The sequence below is a fragment of the Zoogloea sp. genome (genome assembly GCF_041914405.1).
Lineage (GTDB): Bacteria > Pseudomonadota > Gammaproteobacteria > Burkholderiales > Rhodocyclaceae > Zoogloea.
Window position 1 is genome coordinate 1 of the sequence record NZ_JAYSDK010000047.1, and the last position, 19637, is coordinate 19637.

22 protein-coding genes are annotated in these 19637 nt (G+C 61.2%); 8 read left to right on the top strand and 14 right to left on the bottom strand.

Annotated elements, in window-relative coordinates; translation table 11 throughout:
- Positions 1–287, top strand: a 287-nt coding sequence (locus tag ACE3RX_RS20955; protein WP_374486916.1) for a hypothetical protein, incomplete at its 5' end; no start/stop codon positions are given.
- An 85-nt stretch (positions 288–372) separates the two neighbouring features.
- Here the strand turns inward: ACE3RX_RS20955 and ACE3RX_RS20960 are convergent.
- Entirely contained in the window at positions 373–1431 is a 1059-nt protein-coding gene (locus tag ACE3RX_RS20960) for a DNA-binding protein (RefSeq protein ID WP_374486917.1), read from the bottom strand.
- Between the two features lie 290 nt (positions 1432–1721).
- Between ACE3RX_RS20960 and ACE3RX_RS20965 the strand changes: the two genes are divergently transcribed.
- The gene (locus ACE3RX_RS20965; protein ID WP_374486918.1) at positions 1722–2309 is read left to right on the top strand and encodes an antitoxin Xre/MbcA/ParS toxin-binding domain-containing protein; all 588 of its coding nucleotides are present in this window, start codon (positions 1722–1724) and stop codon (positions 2307–2309) included.
- Complete coding sequence (locus ACE3RX_RS20970; protein WP_374486919.1) at positions 2309–2803, top strand: RES family NAD+ phosphorylase; 495 nt, start codon at positions 2309–2311, stop codon at positions 2801–2803. Before ACE3RX_RS20965 ends, ACE3RX_RS20970 begins: the two co-directional genes overlap by 1 nt.
- Positions 2804–2824: 21 nt before the next feature.
- Here the strand turns inward: ACE3RX_RS20970 and ACE3RX_RS20975 are convergent, their stop codons facing one another.
- Positions 2825–3043, bottom strand: coding sequence for a heavy-metal-associated domain-containing protein (locus tag ACE3RX_RS20975; protein WP_374486920.1), 219 nt, complete (start codon positions 3041–3043; stop codon positions 2825–2827).
- Positions 3044–3209: 166 nt separating this feature from the next.
- Here ACE3RX_RS20975 and ACE3RX_RS20980 point away from each other — a divergent pair, with 166 nt between their 5' ends.
- From ACE3RX_RS20980 to ACE3RX_RS20995, 4 genes are all read left to right on the top strand, one after another.
- Positions 3210–5663, top strand: coding sequence for a heavy metal translocating P-type ATPase (locus ACE3RX_RS20980; protein ID WP_374486921.1), 2454 nt, complete (start codon positions 3210–3212; stop codon positions 5661–5663).
- On the top strand, positions 5660–6127 hold the full coding sequence (gene cueR / locus ACE3RX_RS20985; RefSeq protein WP_374486922.1) for a Cu(I)-responsive transcriptional regulator: 468 nt from the start codon (positions 5660–5662) through the stop codon (positions 6125–6127). Before ACE3RX_RS20980 ends, cueR begins: the two co-directional genes overlap by 4 nt.
- 112 nt (positions 6128–6239) lie before the next feature.
- On the top strand, positions 6240–6488 hold the full coding sequence (locus ACE3RX_RS20990) for a hypothetical protein (protein ID WP_374486923.1): 249 nt from the start codon (positions 6240–6242) through the stop codon (positions 6486–6488).
- Between the two features lie 145 nt (positions 6489–6633).
- Complete coding sequence (locus ACE3RX_RS20995; RefSeq protein WP_374486924.1) at positions 6634–6999, top strand: hypothetical protein; 366 nt, start codon at positions 6634–6636, stop codon at positions 6997–6999.
- 88 nt (positions 7000–7087) lie between these two features.
- On the opposite strand, the gene ACE3RX_RS21000 is transcribed toward ACE3RX_RS20995, so the two are convergent.
- Positions 7088–7990 (bottom strand): hypothetical protein, encoded by a 903-nt coding sequence (locus ACE3RX_RS21000; protein ID WP_374486925.1) that lies wholly within the window; start codon positions 7988–7990, stop codon positions 7088–7090.
- Between the two features lie 172 nt (positions 7991–8162).
- Entirely contained in the window at positions 8163–9410 is a 1248-nt protein-coding gene (locus ACE3RX_RS21005; RefSeq protein ID WP_374486926.1) for a type II restriction endonuclease, read from the bottom strand.
- Positions 9411–9574: 164 nt separating this feature from the next.
- Here ACE3RX_RS21005 and ACE3RX_RS21010 point away from each other — a divergent pair, with 164 nt between their 5' ends.
- Positions 9575–9760: a hypothetical protein gene (locus ACE3RX_RS21010; RefSeq protein WP_374486927.1), complete on the top strand. Its 186-nt coding sequence runs from the start codon at positions 9575–9577 to the stop codon at positions 9758–9760.
- A 68-nt stretch (positions 9761–9828) separates the two neighbouring features.
- On the opposite strand, the gene ACE3RX_RS21015 is transcribed toward ACE3RX_RS21010, so the two are convergent.
- The 10 genes from ACE3RX_RS21015 to ACE3RX_RS21060 all read right to left on the bottom strand — a co-directional run bounded on the left by ACE3RX_RS21015 (position 9829) and on the right by ACE3RX_RS21060 (position 19632).
- Positions 9829–11100, bottom strand: a complete 1272-nt coding sequence (locus ACE3RX_RS21015) for an HD-GYP domain-containing protein (protein WP_374486928.1) — start codon at positions 11098–11100, stop codon at positions 9829–9831.
- Positions 11101–11181: 81 nt separating this feature from the next.
- On the bottom strand, positions 11182–11430 hold the full coding sequence (locus ACE3RX_RS21020; RefSeq protein WP_374486929.1) for a hypothetical protein: 249 nt from the start codon (positions 11428–11430) through the stop codon (positions 11182–11184).
- Positions 11431–11476: 46 nt separating this feature from the next.
- On the bottom strand, positions 11477–11728 hold the full coding sequence (locus tag ACE3RX_RS21025) for a hypothetical protein (RefSeq protein WP_374486930.1): 252 nt from the start codon (positions 11726–11728) through the stop codon (positions 11477–11479).
- Positions 11729–11868: 140 nt separating this feature from the next.
- Positions 11869–12159: a hypothetical protein gene (locus ACE3RX_RS21030; RefSeq protein WP_374486931.1), complete on the bottom strand. Its 291-nt coding sequence runs from the start codon at positions 12157–12159 to the stop codon at positions 11869–11871.
- A gap of 57 nt (positions 12160–12216) precedes the next feature.
- Positions 12217–12576 (bottom strand): hypothetical protein, encoded by a 360-nt coding sequence (locus tag ACE3RX_RS21035; protein WP_374486932.1) that lies wholly within the window; start codon positions 12574–12576, stop codon positions 12217–12219.
- Positions 12577–12668: 92 nt separating this feature from the next.
- Complete coding sequence (locus ACE3RX_RS21040; protein WP_374486933.1) at positions 12669–15032, bottom strand: heavy metal translocating P-type ATPase; 2364 nt, start codon at positions 15030–15032, stop codon at positions 12669–12671.
- Between the two features lie 28 nt (positions 15033–15060).
- Positions 15061–15711: an isoprenylcysteine carboxylmethyltransferase family protein gene (locus tag ACE3RX_RS21045; protein WP_374486934.1), complete on the bottom strand. Its 651-nt coding sequence runs from the start codon at positions 15709–15711 to the stop codon at positions 15061–15063.
- A complete protein-coding gene (locus tag ACE3RX_RS21050; RefSeq protein ID WP_374486952.1) occupies positions 15698–15886 on the bottom strand; it encodes a DUF2933 domain-containing protein in 189 nt (62 codons plus the stop codon). The genes ACE3RX_RS21045 and ACE3RX_RS21050 overlap by 14 nt, the downstream gene beginning before the upstream one ends.
- A 102-nt stretch (positions 15887–15988) precedes the next feature.
- Positions 15989–16477 (bottom strand): YHS domain-containing protein, encoded by a 489-nt coding sequence (locus tag ACE3RX_RS21055; RefSeq protein WP_374486935.1) that lies wholly within the window; start codon positions 16475–16477, stop codon positions 15989–15991.
- A gap of 20 nt (positions 16478–16497) precedes the next feature.
- Positions 16498–19632, bottom strand: coding sequence for an efflux RND transporter permease subunit (locus ACE3RX_RS21060; protein ID WP_079436191.1), 3135 nt, complete (start codon positions 19630–19632; stop codon positions 16498–16500).
- Positions 19633–19637: the final 5 nt, after the last annotated feature.

Here is a 19637-nt window from a genome sequence, read left to right on the forward strand (position 1 = left end):
TCTCCCATCCCTCGCACGATCTGCTGTCGTTTCTCGATCAACGAAAAGATGACGTCACCGTTATCGACGTCCAACTCGTCAGCCCGCCGCACTTGAATGGCACACGGCGCTGGAAGATGGAACCACTGGTTCGGATTTGGAGAGATCCGTCGAACTCCTGGTCTCACCGATACGAAGTCGCAAATGGAAACCGGTACTACTCCATCCAAAATGATCGGGATAACACCGAATTCGAGCTTTGTCGGGAATTCACTTTAAGTGATGCGGCCGAGTCTGCGCCTGCATAGATGGCCCGATCGGCTCGGACTCTGGAAGACGGCCAGTGAAATCTTCCAGGCCGGGTCGCATCTGCACTGATCCACTCACTTTGCGTCACGAGCCATGCGCTTGCGGCCCTTGCATTTTCTTGCGCCGCTCGGTGACCAGCTCGGCAACATCTCCCTGAATGCGCTCAATGATCGCCTCCAGGGCCGCTGCGGTAGCCTTGGAAGTTGCCAGATCCAGACTCATTTGCTGCAGACGCTCTTCCAGCGCAGTGCGACTGGCTTCGAGGCCCTGATTTCGTTCGACGAGCTCGCCGATGCGTGCTTCGCGCTCAAGAGCCTGCTGCTCGACCTCATGCAGGCGTTGCTGGGCAAAGATGAGTTCATCCCGCTCCTTCTTGAGCGACTGATTCTCTGCCTTTGCCTGACGCAAGCTGGTGCCTGATCCCGCCAATTCGCTCGCCAAGCGCGAGCATTCCTGGTGAGCGTGAATGAGCTCATGCTGCTTCTTGTTGCTGGCCTCCTGCTGGGCGCGAAGCTCGCCCTGCAGGTAGGCCACCTGCTGTTCATGTTGGCGTAACTCCTGATCCCGCTGCTCTTTCACTGACTGCCTGAAATGCGCCAGGGCTTCACGGGAATTTTGGTGCTTCTCCTCCAGCGATTGCCGATGCTCTTCCTCGGCCGCCAGACGCTCTTGAAGATCCGCCACCTGTTGAACGAGCTGCGTGCGGATCAAGGTCTCATCGCGCAGCACCTTTTGCGTGTCCTTGTGTGCCTCCCGCTCACGCACAAGCGCGAGCTGACACGCCTCCAGTTGCTGGCGAAAGGACTCCGCCTCATCAGAGGCGGCCTTTGATTGCGCTTGGGCATCTTGAAGGCGTTTGCTGTACCGTGTCTCGGCCTCGGACACTCTGGCATTTGCCTCTCCATGGAGGCGTTCAGCCAGTCTCCCCACTAGATCCAGCAAGGATTCGCTGACGGCCACCTTGCTGCCCGTGACCGGACCTTCCTCCTCCTCGATCTCCTTCAGGTGGCGACTGATGGTGGTCCGCGACCCCGTATTCCCCAGCTCTACCCGAATGGCATCAATCGACGGGTGCTTGCCGAGGGCGATCAGCTTGTCCCGTGCTCGCACCACCTCGGATTTGTAGATGCCTGCCCTGGCCATGGTCTGCCTCTAATTTCGTACTGTATTACGTATCATGATAGTACATACTAAAAGTGGCGACTGAATTTTCACTTTTACGTTAAATCTAACATTCAATAATAGGGTGTTATTCAATGTTAAGCCCTTCAGGGAGGTAAACGGACTCGCTTCTGGCGTACAAGGGGCCCTGATCCGATGGATGCAGAGCGTTCAATACAGCATCTTCGTCATTGACGCTTTACCAGCCCGGACGAACCCGGGGCGTTGTCTCATTTGAGCTATACTGAAAGCTCAAATGAGCAGGTGCGATCATGGAATTCATTGCGAAGACACCACGTCCCAAGAGGGTTCAGACGGCTCAAGCCAAAGGAGGCGTGACCACTGGCGTCAAGGTGATCGGCACCACGAAGAAGTCCCCAAGTGGGGTGATCAAGAAGCTTGCAGGTACCTCCCATGTTCGCGCCGGCATGCTCGCTTATGCCAAGAATCTCTACCAAGCCTCCACAGCTGAGTATGTCGGGGTGATTCGGGGAAAGGTTCCGGCCACCCACGTGGACCTGATCGTTGATGTGACGTCTGTCCCCAAGGAGCGTCTTGTTCGTATCCTTGACCTGCGGCGAGCCACCATTGCGCGAAAAATACGTGAAGGCGAGATGCTTTCGACCGATCAGTCAGAACGCGTACTGGGACTGGAGCGCTTGATCGGCCAAGTCGCTGTTATGGTCGGTGACTCTGGCGATTCAACAGGCTTTGATGCGGCCAGGTGGGTCGGTGATTGGCTTGAACAGCCCATTCCTGCGCTGGGAGGGGCGAAACCAGCGGACTACATGGACACGATAGAAGGACAAGAACTGGTTTCCCGCCTGCTTGTGCAGTCCCAGGCCGGGGTTTTTGCCTGATGCGCGCATGGCGGATTGCAAGCGATACACCGGACTATACGGCAGATGACCTGACGGGGGCCGGCGCAAAGCTCGTAGGCGGCCGTTGGAATCGCAAAGGGCTGCCGATACTCTATTGCGCATCGTCCGTGTCGCTTGCGTGCCTGGAAACGATGGTCCACTTAGGTGTAGGAGGCCTGCCTCTCAATCGTTACCTCGTTGAGATCGAGATTCCGGATCAAGCCTGGGACCGGCGCGAGGAACATGCTGAAGCTACGCTGCCAGTCGGCTGGGACGCAGCGCCCCCAGGCAAAGTGAGCTTGGATTTCGGGGATGACTGGCTGCAGTCCATGCGCTCGCCCGTAATCCTTTTGCCCTCATCCATTGCGCCTGAGGATTCGGTGATACTCATCAATCCTGCCCATCCAGATGCAAAGGGTGTTACCGCGAAGAAGACCCGGCGTTGGTTTTACGATCCGCGGACCTTCATCGCGAGTAAGTCTTCAAGCGTCTAGTCGTTCCAGCAGTGCGGGCCGTCAGCTCTCAGCGGCAGCGCCCATTTGAACAGGCGTATAACCTGATTCGACAAGCACCTCCTGGAGTTCGGCCGCAGTCATCGAATCCGCCTCGATCGAGACCCGATGCTGCTTGAGATCGATAGTGACGGTGGCGTCGGGCGCGGCCTCCTTCACCGCCTTGGTGATCGTGCTGGCACAGTGACCGCAGGTCATGTCTTGAATGTGGAAGGTGATCATGATGTTCTCCTTTGAGGGTTGAGAAACGGTTCGTACGAAGCACTCTGGACCTTTCCACCGTTGTAAGGTCAAGCGTCGCCGCAAGAAATTCTGGTGATGCCGACCCTTGACCTTCCCACCGTGGGAAACTTCACCATGCAGACACATCTTCGTTTTGGAGCGAAACATGTCTGCATCCCTCTCGATACCTTCCCCAGTTCAGCATCACCTCCGCGTCAAAGGAATGACCTGTGCGACGTGCGCCACGCGCATCGAAAAAGCACTCGCTAAACTGCCGAACGTCCAGGCAGTCAGCGTCAATCTCGCCACTGAAGAGGCCATCGTCAGTACCGCGGCGACACTCCAGCCTGCTGTTCTCGCCGAGGCCGTCCGTGCTGCGGGCTACGAGGTGGAAACACGTATTTCTGAACTGCAGATCGGCGGCATGAGCTGCGCCTCCTGCGTGTCCCGTCTCGAAAAAGCGCTCCTGAAAGTGCCCGGCGTGCTCAGCGCAACCGTCAATCTCGCCACTGAGAAAGCCCGGATAGAGAGCGCCACCTCCATTTCCTATGCCACGCTTGCCGCCGCCGTTGAGGCCGCCGGCTACACTGCATCCACCGTTGCGCAGGCTCAGCCATCTGCACCGCCGCCTCAGCGGCGCCCCGAATGGTGGCCGGTCCTTATCAGCGCTCTGCTGACGCTGCCTCTTGTCGCGCCCATGGCGCTTCAAGCCTTGGGATACCACTGGATGCTCAGCGGTGAGTGGCAACTCGCCTTGGCCACACCGGTGCAGTTCTGGCTTGGTTGGCGCTTTTACGTTGCCGGCTGGAAGGCGCTGAAGGCCCGCGCCGGCAACATGGATCTCCTGGTGGCCCTCGGGACCTCCGCGGCTTACGGTCTGTCCGTGTACATGTTGCTCCAGCAGGCTGGCGCCGGGATGCCGCATCTCTACTTCGAAGCCTCCACCGCGGTCATCACGCTGGTGTTGCTGGGCAAGTGGCTGGAGCATCGGGCCAAACGGCAAACCGCCGATGCGATCCGTGCGCTGAATGCGCTTCGCCCAACGATCGCCCGCGTCTGGATCGACGGTCAAGAAATCGAGACGCCGGTTGAGCAACTGTCGCTGTCGGACGTCGTGGTGGTTCGCCCGGGCGAGCGGATTCCCGTCGACGGGGAGGTGCTGGAAGGCCAGAGCGATGTCGATGAATCACTGATTACCGGCGAGAGCCGCCCGGTGCCCAAGTCACCCGGCCAGACGGTCACCGGGGGTGCCATGAATGGCGCTGGCCTCCTGCGCGTCCGCACGACTGCGATCGGCACCGAAACCACCTTGGCGCGCATCATCCGGATGGTCGAATCGGCCCAGGCCGCAAAAGCACCTGTTCAGCGGATCGTGGACCGTGTCAGCGCGGTCTTCGTGCCCGTCGTCCTGCTCATTGCGGCGGCAACCTTCGCGGGTTGGATGCTGGTGTCGGGCAGCTGGGAGACGGCGATCCTCAACGCGGTCGCTGTCCTGGTGATTGCCTGTCCCTGCGCCTTGGGCCTCGCTACCCCTACGTCGATTATGGCAGGGACAGGGGTTGCCGCACGACATGGCATTCTGATCAAGGACGCCACCGCCCTTGAGGTTGCTCATGCAGTCACCGCCGTTGCGTTTGACAAGACCGGCACCCTGACCGAAGGCAAGCCATCCCTGACGACCCTCATCGCTGCCGAAGGCCTTGATGAGGCCGACGTGCTCAAGCTGGCGGCGGCCCTCCAGCAAACCAGCGAACATCCCCTTGCTCATGCCGTTCTGGAGGCGGCCCGTGTGCGCAATGTCGCTGTTCCCGCAGTCCGCGATGCGACCGCCCTGCCAGGACGAGGCATCCAGGGTGTTGTCGGGAACGATGTGTTTGCGCTCGGCAGTGCCCGCCTGATGGCGGAACGCGGTGCCGATGCCGGCCTTCTTCAGTCACAGGCCCAGCAGTTGGAGGCTGAAGGACAGACCGTGTCGTGGTTGTTGCGTGGCCAGGGCAATGGATGGGAAGCTCTGGGGGTATTGGCTTTTGGCGATGCGATCAAGCAAGCGTCCTTTGCCGCCATCGAACGGTTGCAGGCCCTGGGCATCAAGACCGTGATGCTCACCGGGGACAATCGGGGTAGTGCGCAAGCCGTGGCCAGATCCCTGGGCATCGACGACGTGCGGGCCGAGTTGTTGCCCGGGGACAAGGCCTCCATCGTGCAATCCTTGCGCGAGCAAGGCCACGTCGTGGCCATGGTGGGCGACGGACTGAACGATGCGCCGAGCCTCGTGGCTGCAGACGTCGGGCTCGGTATGTCCACGGGCACGGATGTGGCGATGGAAGCCGCTGGAATCACACTCATGCGTGGCGATCCGCGCCTGGTGGCGGACGCCTTCGATGTATCCCGGCGAACCTATTCAAAGATCAAGCAAGGCTTGTTCTGGGCCTTTGCCTACAATGCGCTGGGGATTCCGTTGGCGGCCTTGGGCATGTTGAATCCCGTCGTTGCAGGCGGCGCCATGGCCTTCAGCAGCGTCAGCGTCGTCGCCAACGCATTGCTCTTGCGGCGCTGGCGCGGTGCTTCGGCAGCGCAGCTGCCGAGCACGCCGACAACTCTGGAAGGAAACGCATCATGAACATCGGTGACGCCGCCAAGGCCTCCGGAATCTCGACCAAGATGATCCGCCACTACGAAGGGGTTCAACTGCTTCCGCCGGCCCAGCGAACGGAATCCGGATATCGGCAGTACACGGAGAACGACGTGCGTAGCCTCCAGTTCATCCGACGCGCGCGTGACTTGGGCTTCTCGATCGACGAGATCCGCGATCTGCTCAGTCTCTGGCAGGACCGCAACCGTCCAAGTCGCCAGGTCAAGGCGCTGGCCGCTGTGCATCTCGAAACGCTCGACAAACGCTTGCAGGAACTTCAAGCAATGAAATCGGCATTGGAGCATCTGGTTCACTGCTGCCAGGGGAATGATCGCCCCGACTGCCCGATCCTGGAAACTTTGGCGGGCACCGGCAACGACGCGTCGGACGCAGACGCATCATCGGCCCAGCGCCATCGCCACGGCCACCGAATCACGGGAGGAGCCGCTTGACGTGGGTTCTCGACAGCCCGGCACAGTTCGCCTTCACCTCGGGAGGAAAATCCCGAGGTCATGTATGCTGCTGGCGCGTTCCTTTACCTTTGAATGATGAGGAGAATTCGTAATGCCGAACACGAAGACGACAGGTGACAAGGCTGCGACGGCGGCATCCAAGACCCTGCAAAGCAAGTCGACGGGCGCCAACTCCAAGACGGCGGCGGGAAGTGCCCTCTCACAAAAAGACGCACCTAAGAAGCAGACTTCGCCGCAAGCCGCGAAAGCCGCATCGAAGGTTTTGACCGATGGTCGAACCAGCGCCCAGTCGAAATCCGCCGCGGGGAGTGCGTTGTCTCAATCCAAGGGCAAGAAATGAAGCCCGGGCGAGGATGTCAAACCTGCAGAGTGCCTGACGAGAAGATGACAGAATTGTAACCGACCTGTTCGGGAATGGTAAGGGTCGAAGTCGCATGATGTGTCTGCCAGTTAGTTCATAACAACGGAACCGAAGGAGATACATCATGAAACTGATTTCGACCCTGTTTGCTGCCCTGATGGTCACCGCCGCAAGTGCCTACGCCGACCCGGGCATCGACAACCATGAAGAAGCCAACGGCCACATGCTGAATGAGGTCCGGAAGCACAAGCCCACGGCAGCGGAAGTTAAGCAGGAGCGTGAACTGCAGAAAAACCTCGATCGTGACAAGAACAACCATGAGGAAGGCGTGGGCGGCCACGCACTTCATGAACTGAAGAAGATGCCGCCTGCCACGAAGGAGAGCCTTGCCAAGCAGCGTGAAGCGGACAAGACCCTGGACCGCGGCAAGGACAATCACGAAGAAGGCGTAGGTGGCCACGGCCTCTACGAGGCGACCAAGGGCAAGTAATCTTCTACAGTCCATCTGAAACAAAAAAGCGGCCCGAAGTAACGGCCGCTTTTCTGTGCCAGGCAAAGGCGATCAGATGGGCGCAGTGCTACGTCCCCATCATCATGCCACTGCCGCTCATCATCTGCCCGGTGGCACCATTGAGCCGGTTCATGAGGGGCATGCTTGTCACGCCGGATTTGTTGCGTGCGGAATTCATAAACACGTTCATCGCGCCACTCAAGCCTGCTCTGCCTGCATCCGTCGGCAACTGAATGTTGCCCGACGCCGTGCTCGTCACGATGGGAGCCCCAAATGCCATTCCATCCATGAGCCCATCGGCAGCATCCATCATGAGTGCCGAGACCATCGATGAAGTGGTACTCATGCCTCGAATCTGCGCATACTGCGAGATGGACGCTAAAACCATCCCGTAGTTCTGGGCATCGATACTGGCGTTTGTACCTGACCCCGCCATCAACGGATTCATCGGCGCGGTGTGCACAATATCGGCGATTGAGAAATAACTGCCCATCGCTGCATTCGCTGCCTGAATATTGGCGTCGTTCATGCCGCCACTCATGCGCAGCGCAAGCATTTGAGCCATGGACGTCACCGGCGTAACTTGAAGCCCCGACATCCCCCCCTGGCCCACGCTGGACGAGGGCAGCACAAGCGTCATGACGTCTCCAGGCGCCATTCCCATGGTCAGTCCGGTCGCTTCATCAACGAAGCTTCCGCCGCTGACCTGCAGCAGCATCGGTCCGGTATATCCCCCAACCGTCAGTGAGAATTGCCCCGTAGCGTCGGTCACCGTAGACGCCAACTGATTTCCCATTTGCCCACTGCTGATCGCATAGGCGGTGACGGTGGCTGCATTCAAGGGCCCCTTGGTCACCACCCCGGAGACGCCTCCGGTACTTTGTGCCGTAGATGATCCGCCGCCACCGCCTCCACATGCGCTCAGTACGGAGAGCACCAGCGCGGAGAGCAGAATTCGAGTCTTTTTCATGGTTCCCGCCTTCATTAAAAGCTCACGAAAAGGACCCATTCCGAATGGGTCCGGACCTCTCTACGGGCGAACGGACAGGTGATGTTCTTGGCCCTGCTTCTTTGGCAGAGCTTGCTTAATCATAATATTCTAATTTACATATATACGGGGTGATGTGTTGCTGCAATGGCAGTCAAAACACCCGGGCGATGGCCTCAACTGGTTTGATTCCACTCCCGAAGCGCGAGATGGCTTCCCGGTGCTGTCGTAGCTCGCCATACGGCAGATAGCGAATATTCAGTTCCCGAACCTGAGAAAACGCGGGACGCAGCACCTGCTGCCGAACATCGGCTTCCCGATCATCGGGAGCAACGAGGAACAGGTGAAGACGCTGTGCCGTTCCACCTGACAGCGCCAGATCCAGGAGCCGAACGATGCCGGAATAGATCGACGTCGTGTGCTCCACCTCGAAGGCCGCCACGACGGCACCGGAATCCCGTTCGAACCAGATCACATCGATGAGTCGCACGGCCTCAGCTCCTTCGCTCTGCAAAGCCGGCGGCAAGACCGTCATACAGCCATCCCCGAGGCGACCCTCTCGATACGGGCGCGTCTGATCGTTGCTGGCGATCCACATCGAGAACCCCAAGGCCAGCCCGAGATCTCTCAGCCACCCTTGCACTTCCGTGTGCCCCTCGTCGGAGACCCGGTTCTTGTCCAGTTGCTTGGCAAAGGCAGCCGTTTCCTCCCGCACGGCCGCCAGGTCCTTTTCCCAGGCGTCGGTCGCCTTGGCATCCCCCGCCGCAGGCGGTAAAGGGTAGCGCTCCATGCCCAGATCGAACATGAGCCCAGCCACGGCACCCAAGTCATTGGACAGGCGATCCCGGTGACGCTGGTTGAACTCGATAAGCCCTTGCCGCATCGCCAGATAGTGATCCCAACGCCCGAGCTTGACCCCCGCACCGGTCAGGGCGTTGTAGCCCTTCACGATGGCGGTATTGAACGGAACAACGATCGTCGGATGGATGAAATACAGCAGGTTGGCCGCGGCGGGGCCAAGGCCCTTGATGCCCTTGGCCTCAAGCGTGCGGATCGCCTGGAGCACGTCGGCCTCCTTGGTGCAGCAATCACATGCATGCAGCAGGCGGCCAAAGGCGCGCTGATTGTCCCTGTCCTCGTAGATGTCCGGGATGCGCAGCTTGGGCTTCCACAGGAAGGCATGGTCAGCCCCCTTGAAGATCTGGCGCTGCTCGGCAATCGAGGCGACAACGGTTTCGAGCGATGAACCTCGATAGAGATTGCCGAATGTGTCCTCGTCGATCTCTTTGATGACCTGGCCGATTCCACGTCGGATCGAACGAAAATTCTTCAGGCGTTCGGGCCACAAGAACCACGACTGGTACGTTCCATTGGGGTCTTGCTTCCAACGATCAATCAGCACCCCAGTTGTATCCGACATAACTATGAATTTGAATGAGGGAATCGAAAAGCATAACACCGACGACATCAGGCCGATATGAAGCACTTGGGATTCGAGTGGGCGCGGTGTTGTCGTAGCCGGCATCGCATGACAACATAACTCTTCCATCCAAACGGAATGCAGTCATGGACGTCTACGAAGTTGGCGGTAAGCAGTATCAAATCGAGATCACGCAAAAGGGGCACCGGTTTGACTGGTACTTCATCGATCCCGAGATGCGGATGCATCGCAACATGGATGAAACGGCACCGACCTACGAGATTGCCCTTGCCGAAGCCAAGTTCGCCATTCAACGGCACGGTCGCAGCTAAGTGGGCCCTGTGTGACCAAGGTGCTCCGATCTCGTCCGGCCCACACCGCCGATTGCACGCGACTGTGCTCACTTGAAATACTTCAACAGGGCACCTTGCAAATGATTGCGCAAGATCTCGGGATGGGCTTGGGCGATCGCGGCATACAGATCCGGCGCAATGGCCTGGAATGAGGAGACGATGCGCGGATCAAAATGACTTCCCGATTCGCGGACAATGATCTGCATCGCCTCCTCGAACCCCATCGGGGATTTGTAGGAACGCTCGGAGGTCAGTGCGTCGAATACATCGACGACGGCAAAGATCCGGGCAATCAGCGGAATCTCGTCACCGCGCAAACCATCCGGATAGCCCTTCCCATCCAGGCGTTCATGATGGTGCCGGATGATCACCGCAGCCTCCTGCAACCAGGAGTTCCCGGTGACGATTTCTGTACCGAGGACCGGATGGGTCTGCATGATCTGAAGTTCAGCGGGCGTCAAGGCGCCCCCCTTCAGGAGAATGTGGTCGGGAATGCCTATCTTGCCTACGTCGTGCAGAAAAGCGCCGGCGACCAGATGCGAGATCTCCTCCACCGAGACCTTCATTGCCTCCGCCAAACCGATCGCGTAGAGGGTGACCCGATAGTTATGGGCATCCGTGCCGGAATCCTTCTTGGCCACAGCATTACCCAGGGAGCGGATCAGTGACAGGTTCGAGTCGAGCAAGGAACGGGACAGTCCCATGGAGCGCCGCAGCATGGCGAGCATCAGCGGGTACAGCACGAAGGCGGTTGCCAGCACGGCCCCGACAGCAGTGAGCGCGCCGGTGCGCACCTGATCCCGCTGGGCCCGGACGGTTTCCGCATCGAGCCGGCTGATCGTTCGCACGTAGCCCACAAGGCGGTCATTGCTGTCCACGATTGGAACAACCACGTGAATGAGGTGTTCGGCACTGACGTCAAGCCAGGTGCGGTGGATCTGATCGCGTTCGGGGCGTTTCAGCGCCTGGGGACGAAGCGTGTCGATGAGCGAGGGGTCGCTCGCGCCCCAGTTCTCGTAAACCTGGCGGCCGTCCCGGTCAAACACCTGCAGGCCGACAAAGCGGGTTTTGTCGAGCAGGCGCTCAAGCCCGTCGTGACCGTCGGACCGACCAGAGCTGACAATCATCTGCATCGCCGGAGTCGCAAAATGACGGGCACTGCGCGTGGCTTGCTCCAAAGCAGCCCGCTCGGCGCGGTAAGTTCCAATCCAGTAGGCAACACCGCCGGCGATGAGCGCCACCACGAGCGCCGCCAGCGCCAGCCGGATACCCAGCATCCAGCGCAACTGACGGGGCGTCTCCGGCAAGGGTTTGCTCACGGCCGCATGCCACTGCATGTTCTGAAGAAATTCGCTCTCATGCTTGACGGGTCAGGCGCCCCTGAGGCTCGGCTCGGCCCTTTACTCCTGTTCGTTCATGATCAGGATGGCCTTCACCGGGTCGATCGGTCCGGTCTCATGCCATTTGCTGCTGAGCTTTGGCGCTGGTGCCTTGTCCATGCAGCCATGGTTGCACTCCACGATCCAGCGTTTCATCAACACCGCCTGGCAGAACGAAAAGGCGATGGCTTCAGGCTTGCAGCCGACCGCTTCGGCCAGGATGCGGCACGAACACCGGCTCCCGTGTTCATCGTGGACGTGCGATTTCATTTTGGAAACACCGAGGCCCCTAAAGAGGGGCCTCTGAACGATTAACTTACTTAGCGTCTCGCTGGTGGTTGTGACGCTTCGCATCCTTCGCCGGAGCCGGCTTGTCCGCCGTGGCTTCGGAGGCCGGAGCCGGCACGCCGGTCTTCTCGGTCATGTGGGAATGGGGCTTCACCTTCTTCGGTGCAGCCTTTTCGGTTTGTTCGGCCGGCGCCTTGTCGGCTTCTGCCGCCTGCGCGCCAAAGGACAGGGCTGCGACGGTGGCGATCAGGGCGGTCGAAAGGAAGGTATTGAGTTTCATGGCAGCTTCTCCAAAAGTGGGTATCCAAAAAATTCGTGAAGCCGGTGGGCGAGTCCGACATGCCCAGTGTGTGCTTTTCTAGCCGTCAGGGACATGACCCAACGATTACATTCTTGTAAGGTTTTCGGATGGCCTCACGGTCAATCGCGCGTTGGAAACGCAGCCAGGAAGGCCTTCTGAAACTCCAGTGTGCAGGACAGCAGCGCGGTCCAGTGATCCACTGCAATGCGTCCCTTCTCCGGGAACACCGAGAAGTCCCCTTGCAGCAGAGCCTCAGCGTCGTGATCCGCCTGGCGAACCCACTTCTGCACCGCTTCGGTGGTCAACGTGGCGACTTGCTCGCCGTAGCTAAAGCCCAGCCGGCACAAGCCCGCAGCCAGATCCAGATGGGCCCGCAGGCGCTCCTGCAGGTCTTCGTTTGATTCTTGCATGGTCTTCCCCCTCGCTGTGGATGCCCCCGCCGAACCTCTCGCCGGGGCACCGCGTCCTTATTGGCTCAGATTGGCCGCTGCGTCGCGATGTGCTTTCTCAAGCACACGGGCTTCCTGGGCCGCTTCCTTGAGCTTGAGCCGAAGGGCACTGCAGTGAGAGGCCCAGAGCCCGGCGTCTCCCTTCGGACGCCCCGAATACGCAACAGCCATCTTCTCGTGCTGCTTCGCTTCGGCCTCGTAGCTGACCGCCTTACCCGCGAAGTAATCTGCGATGCGTTGATGATCCGCCGGCGTGGATGCGTTCGAGATGAACTCGGGCAATTCCGCCACAGGAGGCGTGATCGGCGTCGAGGAACAGGCGCCCAGGGACAGGACCAGTGCGACACCCGCGAGTGTCATGCCAAGACTGCGTTTCATGATGTCACCTCCGTGTGAATGTGCAGGATCAGTGTGAAACCGGCCGGCTGACGTCGGCGTGACTCAAGCATTACATCCCTGTCCTCGAAATGTCAGGAAGGCTGGGAGCCCGTTTCCGCGTTGCGGAGGCGCAGGGCATTGCCCACCACGCTGACCGACGACAAGCTCATCGCCAGCGCCGCGATCATCGGCGAGAGCACCAGCCCATAGGCCGGATAGAGCACGCCCGCGGCGATGGGAACACCCAAGGCGTTGTAGAGAAATGCGAAGGCGAGGTTCTGCCTCATGTTGCGGACCGTGGCCGCGGAGAGCGCACGGGCACGGGCAATGCCGCGCAGGTCGCCTTTGACGAGGGTGAGCTGCGCACTGTTCATGGCCACATCGGTGCCGGTCCCCATGGCGATGCCGACATCCGCCTTGGCGAGGGCTGGTGCGTCGTTGATACCGTCGCCGGCCATCGCCACGACATGTCCTTCCTGCTGCAGTCTTTCCACCAGGGCGAGCTTGTCGGCCGGCTTGACCTCTCCGTAGACTTCGTCGATCCCAAGCTGCTGCCCCACTGCGCGTGCGGTGGTGAAACCGTCACCGGTCGCCATCACCACGCGCAGTCCGGCGGCCCGCAGGTTCGCCAGGGCTTCCGGTGTACTCGCCTTGATCGGGTCGGAAATGGCCAGCAGTCCGATTAAATGCCCGTCGCGTGCAAGATGGATCACGCTGGCTCCCCGTTGGCGAAGTGGATTGAGCTCGGCGGTGGAGTTGAGCGCCACGCCCTCCTGTGCCATCAACGCCGCATTGCCAAGTGCCAGGCGACGGCCTCCCACGATACCCTGGACGCCGATGCCGCTCGATGACTCGAACGCATCGACCTTATCGAGCGTCAGTCCCCGCTCGCGGGCCGCTCGCACGATGGCATCGGCCAGCGGGTGCTCGCTGCCCTGGTCGAGGCTGGCCGCAAGGCGAAGGATCTCGTCCTCGCCCATGCCTTGCAAAGCGATGGCCCGCTCGAAGGCGGGACGCCCTTCGGTCAGCGTGCCGGTCTTGTCGACGATCAGCGTGTCGATCCGGCGCAGATGCTCGATGGCCGCTGCATCCCGGAACAGGATGCCCTGGGTGGCGGCTCTGCCCGTGGCCACCATGATCGACATCGGCGTCGCCAAACCGAGGGCGCAAGGACACGCGATGATCAGTACCGACACCGCACTGATGAGCCCGAAGACCCAACCTTGCTCACCACCGAGCAGCCCCCAGGCGAAGAAGCTGACAACGGCGATGGTGACGACGGCCAGCACGAAGTAGCCGGCCACACTGTCAGCCAGCCGCTGCATCGGCGCACGGGAGCGCTGGGCCTGCGCCACCATCTGGACGATCTGTGCCAGCATGGTCTGGGCACCGACCTTCTCCGAGCGAATGACGAGACTGCCCGAGGTGTTCAGCGTCGCACCGATCACCGTGTCCGCCACGCGCTTGCTGACCGGCAGCGGCTCACCGGTGAGCATCGACTCATCAACCGCACTGCCGCCTTCGACCACCACGCCATCCACCGGGACTTTCTCGCCCGGTCGGACTCTCAGCAGATCACCCACATGGACGTGGTTGAGGGGAATGTCCTCCTCGCTGCCATCGGCCCGGATGCGTCTGGCGGTCTTCGGAGCCAGGCCCAGCAGGGACTTGATCGCCGCCGATGTCTGCGAGCGGGCACGCAGCTCCAGCATCTGCCCCAGCAGCGTGAGCGAGATGATGACGACCGCCGCTTCGAAGTAAACGCCGATCCGACCGTGGACCATGAAGGACTCCGGGAAAAGTCCAGGCGCCAGCGTGGCGACGACACTGTAGAGAAAGGCCGCGCCGGTGCCGAGGCTGATCAACGTCCACATATTCGGACTGCGATGGAGCATCGATTGCGCACCGCGCACGAAGAAAGGCCAGCCGGCCCACAGGACGACGGGAATGCTGAGTGCCATCTCCAGGCTGCTGCGCAAGGCGGGCGATAGATCGGTCAGTTGATGTCCCGCCATCGCCAGCACGACCACGACCAGGGTGAGCGGCAGGCTCGACCAGAAGCGGCGCCGGAAATCCCGGTATTCGCCGGTATCGTCTTCAGCCGCCAGTTCCGGCATCACCGGTTCGAGCGCCATGCCGCATTTCGGACAGTTGCCGGGACCGATCTGGCGGACTTCCGGGTGCATCGGGCAGGTGTATTCCGCGTCGGGATCCGCCTTCGGCGCCGAAACCTGCGGCTGGACGTAGCGCGGTGGATCGGAATCGAACTGGGCTTTGCAGTGACTGCTGCAGAACCGGTAGGTCGCGCCCGCAAATTCGCTCTGAAAGGCCGACTCGGGTTTGACCTTCATTCCGCAGACGGGATCTGTCGCTGTCTCCGGCCCCGTAGCGTGGGGACCGGAGGGGGAATGAGAGTGGGCATGGTCGTGACGATGCCCGGAAGCGGCGGAGGTCATGGCAGCTCCTTATGTGTGTGCGTCGAATTCAGTTGGGGGACCGACGCTCCTTGAAAGCCGGCCACCATCCGGGGGTTCTGCGCATGTAGTCGCGATACGCATCGCCGAAAGTCTCCAGCGCCTGTGATTCCTCCCGCTTGGCAAGACGGACATAGGTCACGAGCAAGACGGGAAAGAGAATCAGCGTCAGCAGAGTCGGCCACTGAAACAGAAAGCCGATCATGATCAGGATGAAGGCGACGTACTGGGGATGGCGGATGCGCCCATATGGCCCCGTGGTCGCCAGTCTCCCCGTCCTTTGGGCCTCGTAGAGCACAGGCCAGGCGTCGGCGAGCAGCCAGAAACCGCCGATGATGAAGAGGCTGGACAGAATGTGGAAAGGACCGAAGTGGGGATTGGCCTTCCACCCGAAAATCATTTCCGGCAGATGCCCCGCATCATGGGAGAGCCAGTTGATCCCTGGGAAATGTTCCGTGAGCCACCCGGAGAGCAGGTAGATGGTCAGCGGAAAACCATACATCTCGGTAAACAGCGCGACGACAAACGCCGAGAACAGGCCCAGCGTGCGCCAGTCCTGTTTGCTCTTCGGCTTGAAGTAGCTCGCGGCAAACAGGATGAAGAAGAGCGAATTGATGACGACCAGCGTCCACAATCCATAATCACCGTCATGGCTGTTCATGGTGATCTCCCTTGTCTTCGGCCACATGGTCATGCCTGTGGCCATGGTGCCCATGCATGAAGCGGTGCATCAGGGGACAGGCCAGCACCAGCAGATAGGGCAGAACGCCGAACAGATGGGCACGGTGTTCCGCCAACAGGTAGAACAGGGCCATCGCGGCAAACAGCCACCACATCCATCGACCGCGGCGGTGATGAACGTGGGCCTGGGCATCCGTTCCAGTTTGAGACGATTCACGGGAGTCGATCATCACGGCCTCCTAAAGTGAAGGACACACTCAGCGCGGCGTGGGCGGCCGGTTGCAGCAAGCCTGGGGCCCGGTGCGGGCCGCGTTCTGCAGTTCATTGTGCTCGGTGAAGCGCCACAGGCTACGGCGCAGTGCGTGTAGGCCACCTTTCAGGACGATGCCCGCCGCCTGTATTTCGGCTTCGATCTGGGAAAGGGACACCCGGCGCAGGTCATAGTCGATGTGCAGCCGATCCGCCTCGGCCCGAATCGCGCTCACCCCCATCATTGCCTGGAGTCGGCGGCAGGTCTCGTCAAGGGCTGCACCCGTCGCGATGCGCAACAGGCGGCGCTTGGGCATGGCCCGAATATCCTCCCCGCGGACTGCACCGGCGAATAAGGCCGGTGCCTCCAGAAAGTGCGCCAGGCACTGGGCCGAGCAGAAATGGAAGGTCACCCCATGGTAGACCGTGGTGTGAGCGCCATCACTCACCGTCATGCCGCACACTGGGTCCCGTTGGGTTTGCGTGCGCGCGTTCATCTGAGCCTCCTTGTTTATGGCTACCCCTCCAGCCCACGTCCCAGCCGCCATTGCTTGACCAGCGCGTAGATGGCCGGGATCACGGCGAGGGTCAGGACGGTGGAGGAAATCATCCCGCCGACCATCGGTGCGGCGATGCGGCTCATCACTTCCGAGCCGGTGCCAGTGCCCCACATGATCGGCAAGAGGCCGGCCATGATCGCGACGACCGTCATCATTTTCGGGCGGACGCGCTCGACGGCGCCTTCCATCACCGCCTCGTACAGGTCGCCCACGTGGGGTGCGCGGCCTTCCTCGCGGCAGCGGGCCTTGAGCGCTTCCCAGGCGTGATCCAGGTAGATCAGCATCACCACACCGGTCTCCGCCGCCACGCCAGCCAACGCGATGAAGCCGACCGCCACCGCGACGGACAGGTTGTAGCCGAGCAGCCACATCAGCCACACGCCACCGACCAGCGCGAAAGGCACCGACAGCATGACGATCAAGGTTTCGGTGATGCGCCGGAAGTTCAGATAGAGCAGCAGGAAGATCGTCAGCAGCGTGATCGGGATGACGATCTTCATCTTCTCGATGGCACGCTCCATGAACTCGAACTGGCCGCTCCAGGTCACGTAGTAGCCCGGTGGGAACTTGATTTGCGCGGCGACAGCCTTCTTCGCGTCGGCCACGTAGCCACCGATATCCCGGTCCCGGATATCCACGAAGATATAGGCCGACAACAAGGCATTCTCAGTGCGAATACCCGGCGTACCTTTTGCGACCGAGACCTTCGCCAACTGCCCCAGCGGCACCATCGTGCCCCCCATCGTCGGCACCAGCACCTGGCTGGCGATCTGCTGGGGATCGGAGCGCAGCTCGCGCGGGTAGCGTACGGTCACGCCAAAGCGCTCGCGCCCTTCGACGGTGGTGGTGACCATCTCGCCGCCGAGCGCACTACCGATCACATCCTGCAGGTCGCCGACGGCGAGACCGTAGCGGGCCAGCTGTTCCCGGTCGGGCTCGATGTTGAGGTAGAAGCCCCCAGTGATGCGCTCGGCGAAGGCGCTGGTGGTGCCGGGCACGGTCTTCACGACGGCCTCGATCTCTTTGGCCAGCTTCTCCATTTCAGCGAGATCCTTGCCGAAGACCTTGATGCCGATCGGCGTGCGGATGCCGGTGGACAGCATGTCGGTGCGGGCCTTGATCGGCATCGTCCAGGCATTGGCGACACCGGGGAACTGCAGGGCCTTGTCCATTTCCGATATCAGCTTGTCGGTCGTCATGCCCGGCCGCCATTCGGACAGGGGCTTGAGGTTGATGACGGTCTCGAACATTTCGACCGGGGCCGGGTCGGTCGCGGTGTTGGCGCGGCCGGCCTTGCCGAACACCGACTCGACCTCGGGGAAGCTCTTGATGATCTTGTCCTGGGTCTGCATGAGCTCGGCAGCCTTGGTGATGGACATGCCCGGCAGAGAGGCTGGCATGTAGAGCAAGGTGCCTTCGTTCAAGGTCGGCATGAACTCCGAGCCGAGACGCGAAGCTGGATAGATCGACACGCCCAAGGCCAGCACGGCCAGCACGATGGTCAACTTCTTCCAGCGCATCACCGCGGCGATGATCGGCCGGTACAGCCAGATCAGGACCCGGTTCACCGGGTTCTTGGCTTCCGGCATGATCTTGCCGCGGATGAACAGCAGCATCAGCACCGGCACCAAGGTGACGGACAGGAACGCGGCGCCGGCCATCGAGAAGGTCTTGGTGTAGGCCAGCGGCGAGAACAGGCGGCCTTCCTGGCCTTCCAGCGTGAACACCGGCAGGAAGGAGACGGTGATGATCAAGAGCGAGAAGAACAGCGCCGGGCCGACCTCCTTGCAGGCGGCCAGCATGGCTTCGAAACGTTCGGCCGTGGTGTGGCCGTCCGGCAGGCGCTCCAGGTGCTTGTGGGCGTTCTCGATCATCACGATGGCGGCGTCGATCATTGCGCCGATCGCAATGGCGATGCCACCCAGGCTCATCAGGTTGGAGTTCATGCCCAGCAGGCGCATCGCGATGAAGGCCATCAGCACGCCCACCGGCAACATCAGGATCGCCACCAGCGCGCTGCGCACATGGAGCAGGAAGACCACGCAGACTAGCGCCACGATGATCGACTCCTCGATCAGCGTGCCCTTCAGGGTCTCGATGGCCCGGTGGATCAGCTCGGAGCGGTCATAGACGGTCTGCACCGACACGCCTTCCGGCAGGCCGGGCCCGATCTCGGCGATCTTGTCCTTCAGGTTGTGGATGACCTCCAGCGCGTTCTGTCCGTAGCGGGCCATGGCGATGCCGGCCACCACCTCGCCGTCGCCGTTCAGCTCGGTGAGGCCGCGGCGTTCGTCCGGCGCCAGCTCGACGCGGGCGATGTCGCGGACCAGCACCGGCGTGCCCTTGTCAGCCTTCACCACCAGCCGTTCAATGTCCGCCTTGCCGCGCAGGTAGCCCTTGCCGCGCACCATGTACTCGGTCTCGGCCATCTCCACCACGCGGCCGCCGACGTCCCGGTTGGAGTCGCGGATCACCTGGGCGACCTTCATCAACGGAATGCCGTAGGCGCGCAGCTTCACCGGATCGACGGTGACCTGGTAGGTTTGCACGAAGCCGCCGATGGAGGCCACCTCGGCGACGCCGTGGGCCTTGGCCAGCTGGTAGCGCAGATACCAGTCCTGGATCGTACGCAGCTCGGCAAGGGTCTTCTCCTTGGCGATCAGCGCGTATTGATAGACCCAGCCGACGCCGGTGGCGTCCGGGCCGATCTGGGGTGTCACGCCCTTGGGCATGCGGCCCGCGGCGAAGTTGAGGTATTCGAGGACCCGTGAGCGGGCCCAGTAAATGTCGGTGCCGTCTTCAAAAATGATGTAGACGAAGGACGCACCGAAGAAGGAGAAACCCCGCACCACCTTCGACTTGGGCACCGACAGCATGGCCGTGGTGAGCGGGTAGGTGACCTGGTCCTCGACCACCTGCGGCGCCTGGCCGGGGTATTCGGTGTAGACGATGACCTGCACGTCGGAGAGGTCGGGCAGCGCGTCGATGGGCGTACGCAGCACCGCAAACACCCCAGCCGCGAGAATGAACAGTGTGGCGAGCAGAACCAGAAAGCGGTTCCGGCCCGACCAGTCGATGATTTGGGCCAGCATGATGG

Bases quoted from the DNA above. Each gene is read 5' to 3' on its own strand.
- ACE3RX_RS21025 (WP_374486930.1), bottom strand. From the start codon at position 11,728: ATGAAACTCAATACCTTCCTTTCGACCGCCCTGATCGCCACCGTCGCA.
- ACE3RX_RS21030 (WP_374486931.1), bottom strand. From the start codon at position 12,159: ATGCAAGAATCAAACGAAGACCTGCAGGAGCGCCTGCGGGCCCATCTG.
- ACE3RX_RS21035 (WP_374486932.1), bottom strand. From the start codon at position 12,576: ATGAAACGCAGTCTTGGCATGACACTCGCGGGTGTCGCACTGGTCCTG.
- ACE3RX_RS20975 (WP_374486920.1), bottom strand. From the start codon at position 3,043: ATGATCACCTTCCACATTCAAGACATGACCTGCGGTCACTGTGCCAGC.
- ACE3RX_RS21055 (WP_374486935.1), bottom strand. From the start codon at position 16,477: ATGAACGCGCGCACGCAAACCCAACGGGACCCAGTGTGCGGCATGACG.
- ACE3RX_RS20965 (WP_374486918.1), top strand. From the start codon at position 1,722: ATGGAATTCATTGCGAAGACACCACGTCCCAAGAGGGTTCAGACGGCT.
- ACE3RX_RS21045 (WP_374486934.1), bottom strand. From the start codon at position 15,711: ATGAACAGCCATGACGGTGATTATGGATTGTGGACGCTGGTCGTCATC.
- ACE3RX_RS20980 (WP_374486921.1), top strand. From the start codon at position 3,210: ATGTCTGCATCCCTCTCGATACCTTCCCCAGTTCAGCATCACCTCCGC.
- ACE3RX_RS21000 (WP_374486925.1), bottom strand. From the start codon at position 7,990: ATGAAAAAGACTCGAATTCTGCTCTCCGCGCTGGTGCTCTCCGTACTG.
- ACE3RX_RS21060 (WP_079436191.1), bottom strand. From the start codon at position 19,632: ATGCTGGCCCAAATCATCGACTGGTCGGGCCGGAACCGCTTTCTGGTT.
- ACE3RX_RS21040 (WP_374486933.1), bottom strand. From the start codon at position 15,032: ATGACCTCCGCCGCTTCCGGGCATCGTCACGACCATGCCCACTCTCAT.
- ACE3RX_RS21050 (WP_374486952.1), bottom strand. From the start codon at position 15,886: ATGTGGTGGCTGTTTGCCGCGATGGCCCTGTTCTACCTGTTGGCGGAA.
- cueR (WP_374486922.1), top strand. From the start codon at position 5,660: ATGAACATCGGTGACGCCGCCAAGGCCTCCGGAATCTCGACCAAGATG.
- ACE3RX_RS21020 (WP_374486929.1), bottom strand. From the start codon at position 11,430: ATGAAATCGCACGTCCACGATGAACACGGGAGCCGGTGTTCGTGCCGC.
- ACE3RX_RS20995 (WP_374486924.1), top strand. From the start codon at position 6,634: ATGAAACTGATTTCGACCCTGTTTGCTGCCCTGATGGTCACCGCCGCA.
- ACE3RX_RS20970 (WP_374486919.1), top strand. From the start codon at position 2,309: ATGCGCGCATGGCGGATTGCAAGCGATACACCGGACTATACGGCAGAT.
- ACE3RX_RS20960 (WP_374486917.1), bottom strand. From the start codon at position 1,431: ATGGCCAGGGCAGGCATCTACAAATCCGAGGTGGTGCGAGCACGGGAC.
- ACE3RX_RS20990 (WP_374486923.1), top strand. From the start codon at position 6,240: ATGCCGAACACGAAGACGACAGGTGACAAGGCTGCGACGGCGGCATCC.
- ACE3RX_RS21010 (WP_374486927.1), top strand. From the start codon at position 9,575: ATGGACGTCTACGAAGTTGGCGGTAAGCAGTATCAAATCGAGATCACG.